The organism is Streptomyces griseorubiginosus (assembly GCF_017614965.1).
Classification (GTDB): Bacteria; Actinomycetota; Actinomycetes; order Streptomycetales; family Streptomycetaceae; genus Streptomyces; species Streptomyces griseorubiginosus_B.
The window spans coordinates 1-5,311 of record NZ_WVUG01000453.1; the positions used below are offsets into that span (position 1 = coordinate 1).

General features: G+C 70.7%; 4 protein-coding genes and 1 pseudogene. 3 read left to right on the forward strand and 2 right to left on the reverse strand.

Going from position 1 to position 5,311, the window contains the following annotated elements:
* Positions 1–20: 20 nt before the first annotated feature.
* A complete protein-coding gene (locus tag GRC12_RS41600) occupies positions 21–794 on the reverse strand; it encodes a hypothetical protein (RefSeq protein ID WP_208785642.1) in 774 nt (257 codons plus the stop codon).
* 340 nt (positions 795–1,134) lie between these two features.
* Between GRC12_RS41600 and purN the strand changes: the two genes are divergently transcribed.
* From purN to GRC12_RS41615, 3 genes and pseudogenes are all read left to right on the forward strand, one after another.
* Entirely contained in the window at positions 1,135–1,764 is a 630-nt protein-coding gene (gene purN / locus GRC12_RS41605; protein WP_208785643.1) for a phosphoribosylglycinamide formyltransferase, read from the forward strand.
* A complete protein-coding gene (gene purH, locus GRC12_RS41610) occupies positions 1,761–3,329 on the forward strand; it encodes a bifunctional phosphoribosylaminoimidazolecarboxamide formyltransferase/IMP cyclohydrolase (protein WP_208785644.1) in 1,569 nt (522 codons plus the stop codon). The genes purN and purH overlap by 4 nt, the downstream gene beginning before the upstream one ends.
* A 255-nt stretch (positions 3,330–3,584) precedes the next feature.
* Positions 3,585–4,324: pseudogene (locus GRC12_RS41615) on the forward strand (AAA family ATPase).
* A 95-nt stretch (positions 4,325–4,419) separates the two neighbouring features.
* On the opposite strand, the gene GRC12_RS41620 reads toward GRC12_RS41615, so the two are convergent.
* On the reverse strand, positions 4,420–5,139 hold the full coding sequence (locus GRC12_RS41620; RefSeq protein WP_208785645.1) for an RDD family protein: 720 nt from the start codon (positions 5,137–5,139) through the stop codon (positions 4,420–4,422).
* Positions 5,140–5,311: the final 172 nt, after the last annotated feature.

The following is a 5,311-nucleotide window of genomic DNA, read 5'->3' on the forward strand; positions in this document are numbered from 1 at the left end:
GCCCGCCCCCGTCCGCCGCGTCAGCTGTTCGTGCCCAGCAACCCCCGTAGTTCCTTGGGGAGATGGTCCGTGCAGGCCTGCTTCGCCTCGTTCGTGAGGGCGTCGTTCGTGCAGGTGTAGTAGTCGCGGTAGACCAGCTGGGCCGTGAAGGCCGCCGCGACCAGGGTGATCGCCAGGGAGGCGGTGACCAGGCCCGTCACCGCCGCCGTCATCTGAGGGCGGCCCTGGTCGGCGGGGGAGGTGCCGGCGTTCTCGCGGGGCTTGGTGCGCAGCGCGCTGATGCCCCAGTACAGGGCGAGGGCGCCCAGCAGCAGGGCCACGGACGGCCAGCTGAAAAGGGCGAAGAAGAAGGCCCACATGCCGCACAGCAGGGCGTACCGCGCGCGGCGCTGGGCGGGGTCGGTCGGGTCCCAGCGCATGCCCTGGTCGGGGGTGTTGCCGCCGGGACCCTCCGGGCCGGGGGCGCCGGGGCGCTCGCCGAAGCCGCCGGAGGAGCGGCCCGGCTGACGGTCGCTCCACTGGCTGCCCCACGGGGAGTGGGAGCCCTCGTCGCCCTGGGAGTCGTCGCCGTTCGCCGGCCGGCGCGGCTGCCAGGGGCGGTCGGGGGTGCCCTCCGGCGGCGGGGCGAACGGGTTGTCCTCCTGACGGTCGCCGTCCCGGTCGCCGCCCTGTGCGCCCTCCGACGGCGCGTCCGGCGGCGAGGACGGCCGCTCCCGCAGCAGCACGGCGTCCCGCTCCCCTCCCTGTGCCGGGAGCGGGGAGAGCGTAAGGAGGCGCAGACTGCGGTCCGACATCAAGAGAACGTCTTCCCCTTGGTGACTTCGTGAACTGGGCGAACCCAGCGAACTGGGCGATTTCGGCTGGTCCTGCAGGAGGCTTCACCCCATGAACGCGCCGCACGGCGAGCGCGTTCCCGGCAGGCTCCTCCCAGACGCTACCTTCCGGCCACGCCCCCGTCCCGTGGGGGCCGCCGCATGTGCCGGTATCGTTGCTGACGGTCGGCCGCTTCGTAGACTTCCCCGTATCCCGGGGCGCGAAGCATTCGTACGAATGTACAAAGCCCGTGCTCGTCCAGCGTGCGAACCGGCCGCGCGAAGAACGCACCCGACGTACCCCCCGAGAAAGGGCCCCATCGTGGCCGCCAAGCCCGTGGTCAAGCGCCTCGTCGTGCTGGTCTCCGGATCCGGCACCAATCTGCAGGCGCTCCTCGACGAGATCGCGGCCACCGGTGTCGAGGCCTACGGCGCCGAGATCGTGGCCGTCGGCGCGGACCGCGAGGGCATCGAGGGGCTCGCGCGGGCCGAGCGCGCCGGGCTGCCCACCTTCGTGCGCAAGGTGAAGGACTACGGCACGCGCGAGGAGTGGGATGCCGCCCTCGCCGAGGCCGTCGCCGCCCATGAACCCGACCTCGTGGTCTCCGCCGGGTTCATGAAGATCGTGGGCAAGGAGTTCCTCGCGCGCTTCGGCGGGCGGTTCGTCAACACCCACCCGGCCCTGCTGCCCAGTTTCCCGGGAGCCCACGGTGTGCGCGACGCGCTCGCGTACGGCGCCAAGGTCACCGGATGCACCGTCCACTTCGTCGACGACGGCGTCGACACCGGGCCGATCATCGCTCAGGGCGTGGTGGAGGTCCGGGACGAGGACGACGAGAGCGCTCTGCACGAGCGCATCAAGGAAGTCGAGCGAAGGCTGCTCGTCGATGTCGTGGGGCGGCTCGCCCGCAACGGCTATCGCATTGAGGGACGAAAGGTAGTTATCCAGTGACCGCCAACGCCGAGACCAACAAGCGGCCGATCCGCCGGGCGCTCGTCAGCGTCTACGACAAGACGGGCCTCGAAGACCTCGCGCGCGGCCTGCACGAGGCGGGCGTCGAGCTCGTCTCCACCGGGTCCACCGCCGGCCGTATCGCCGCCGCGGGCGTCCCCGTCACCAAGGTCGAGGAGCTGACCGGCTTCCCCGAGTGCCTCGACGGCCGCGTCAAGACCCTGCACCCCCGGGTGCACGCGGGCATCCTGGCCGACCTGCGGCTGGAGAGCCACCGCGAGCAGCTGGCGGAGCTGGGGGTCGAGCCGTTCGACCTGGTCGTCGTCAACCTCTACCCGTTCCGCGAGACCGTCGCCTCCGGGGCCACCCCGGACGAGTGCGTCGAGCAGATCGACATCGGCGGCCCGTCGATGGTCCGCGCCGCCGCCAAGAACCACCCCTCCGTCGCGGTCGTCACCAGCCCGGCTCGTTACGCCGACGTCCTGGCCGCCGTCCGCGAGGGCGGCTTCGACCTGGGCACCCGCAAGCGTCTGGCCGCGGAGGCCTTCCAGCACACGGCCGCGTACGACGTGGCGGTGGCGAGCTGGTTCGCGTCGTCCTACGCCCCCGTCGACGACTCCCAGTTCCCCGACTTCCTCGGCGGCACCTGGGAGCGCGCGCACACCCTGCGCTACGGCGAGAACCCGCACCAGCCGGCCGCGCTGTACGTCTCCGGCACCGGCGGTCTCGCGCAGGCCGAGCAGCTGCACGGCAAGGAGATGTCGTACAACAACTACACCGACACGGACGCCGCGCGCCGTGCCGCGTACGACCACGAAGAGCCCTGCGTCGCGATCATCAAGCACGCCAACCCCTGTGGCATCGCGATCGGTTCGGACGTGGCCGAGGCGCACCGCAAGGCGCACGCGTGCGATCCGCTGTCGGCGTTCGGCGGGGTCATCGCCGTCAACCGTCCGGTGTCGAAGGAGATGGCCGAGCAGGTCGCCGAGATCTTCACCGAGGTCATCGTCGCGCCGGACTACGAGGAGGGGGCCCTCGAAGCCCTCGCCAAGAAGAAGAACATCCGGGTCCTGAAGGCCGCGGGCGCGCCCTCGAACCCCGTCGAGCTGAAGCCGGTCGACGGCGGCGCGCTCCTCCAGGTGACGGACCGCCTCCAGGCCGACGGCGACGACCCGGCCAACTGGACGCTGGCCACCGGCGAGGCGCTGTCCTCCTCGGAACTCGCCGAACTGGCCTTCGCCTGGAAGGCCTGCCGCGCCGTCAAGTCCAACGCCATCCTCCTCGCCAAGGACGGCGCCTCGGTTGGCGTCGGCATGGGCCAGGTCAACCGCGTCGACTCCGCGAAGCTGGCGGTCGAGCGGGCCGGCGAGGAGCGTGCCCGGGGCTCCTACGCCGCATCCGACGCGTTCTTCCCCTTCCCCGACGGCCTGGAAATCCTCACCGCGGCCGGCGTCAAGGCCGTGGTCCAGCCCGGCGGTTCGGTTCGCGACGAACTGGTCGTGGAGGCCGCGAAGAAGGCGGGCGTGACGATGTACTTCACGGGGACGCGGCACTTCTTCCACTGACCCCGGCCTGCCCGGAACTGACGGCGCCCCCACACCTGTTGAGCGGTGCGGGGGCGCCGTGCGTCTCAGGGCCTCGATGAAGGTGGTGAAGGCATGCGGAGTGCCGCCTCGTGGATGACGGCCTCGTAGGGCGGGGCTGGGCCGTCGAGGATGACGGACGTAAAGGAACTGCAAGGTCGTGTGGTACCAGTCGGCCCCGGCGTCGGCGGCCTGAAGAGCCGACCTGTTGTCAGTGCCGGGTGAGAGCCTGAGTGCATGATCGTGCAACGCGCGTACGCCCATGTCGCCGACGCCGAGCGGGGAGACGGTGAACGGTGGCCGTGGTCAGTGCCGTGTGTGCGGCAACTGCTCGACGGTGGGCTGCGGTTCACCGCGCCGGTCACGTTTCTCGTCGGGGAGAACGGCTCCGGGAAGTCGACCCTGGTCGAGGCGCTGGCCGAGGGCTTCGGGCTCGACCCGTGGGGTGGGTCGGCGGGGTACCGGTATGCCGGTGAGCGGGAGGCGTCGCCGTTGGGTGCGCGTGTCAGGTTCGAGCCCGCGCCGGGCGGGCGGCGGATGCTTCAGGACCGCGTACGCGGCGAAGAGGATTCTTCCTGCGTGCCGAGACCGCGCTCGACGCGCTGGGCAGGGAGCACAGAATGCGGCGGATCTCCGGCGTGGCGGACCGGATGAGCCACGGGGAGGGCTTTCTGATGGCCTTCCGCGAGCGGTTCCGGGAGCCGGGGCTATATGTCCTCGACGAGCCCGAGTCCGCGCTGTCCTTCGCCTCCTGCCTGCAGCTCGTGGGTCTATTGGATGAGTTGGGGCGCGGTGGTGGGCAGGTCGTGTGTGCCACCCACTCACCGCTGCTGACCGCCCTGCCCGGCGCGGCGATCGTCGAGGTGGGCGAGCACGGGATGCGGCCCGTCGAGTGGCGGGAGTTGGAGATCGTCGACCACTGGCGCCGTTATCTCGACGATCCGTGGACCTATCTGCGGCACATCGTGGGGGAGTGAGCCCGGGCGGCCTGGGCCTCCGGGCGGGGCCACGCACCAGGGCCGTGCCCCCCTCTCGTGGATGGGCACGGCCCTTGGTGTTCGGTGGGGTGGGGTCAGTTCTGGATGACCATGGTGCTCGCGGCCTTGTCGTGCCAGCCCTGCTGGCGGCCCGACTTGTCCCAGAACGGAGACAGGTAGACCAGGAGCGAGCCGATGCCGCACAGGAGGCTGCCGACCTGGGGGATGACCCAGCGGATGAACGACGAGCCGACGCCCGGCTTCTCGCCGGTCTCGACCTTCACCACGCGCAGGCCCACGGCCATCTTGCCGAGCGTCGCGCCGAGGAGGCCGATCATCAGCACCTCGTAGAGGAGGCTGGCGACGATGATGATGCCGAAGACCGCGCCGAACTTGGCCAGGAAGTCCGAACCGGCGTTGTTGATGCAGGTGTTGTAGTCGGCGGCGTTCGGGTCGCAGTCCTTGACCGAGTTCGCCGCGCCCGCGATGCCGGCGAAGGTGAGGACGATGTAGACCACGCCGATGATCAGCCCGTCGATGAGGCGGGCGCCGAAGCGGCGGCCCATCGAGGCGACGTTCGGGACGGGGCCGCCCGGGTAGCCGCCGCCCTGCGGGTAGCCCGGCTGCTGGGGATAGCCGTATCCGGGCTGACCGGGCTGCTGGGGATAGCCGTAACCGGGCTGACCCGGCTGCTGGGGGTAGCCGTAACCCTGCTGCGGCGGGACTCCCGGCGGGGGCTGCTGCGGGTAGCCGTAACCGGGCTGCTGCGGGTTCTGCGGCTGACCGTAGGGATTGTTGGGCGAGCCGAAACTCATGGCCGGTCTTCCTCCGTTGCGCTCTGCGGGGACGATGCGGATTGCGCGGAGGAATCACACGATGTGAGCGGTTTGCCCCCCGAACATGAACCGCGATACTGCGCCGTTCATGCTTCTTCACCCCTGTGTGGCTTGTCCAGCCGGAAATCAGATGTGTTGTGCAAGTGCAATC

Bases quoted from the DNA above. Each gene is read 5' to 3' on its own strand.
- GRC12_RS41600 (WP_208785642.1), bottom strand. From the start codon at position 794: ATGTCGGACCGCAGTCTGCGCCTCCTTACGCTCTCCCCGCTCCCGGCA.
- GRC12_RS41620 (WP_208785645.1), bottom strand. From the start codon at position 5,139: ATGAGTTTCGGCTCGCCCAACAATCCCTACGGTCAGCCGCAGAACCCG.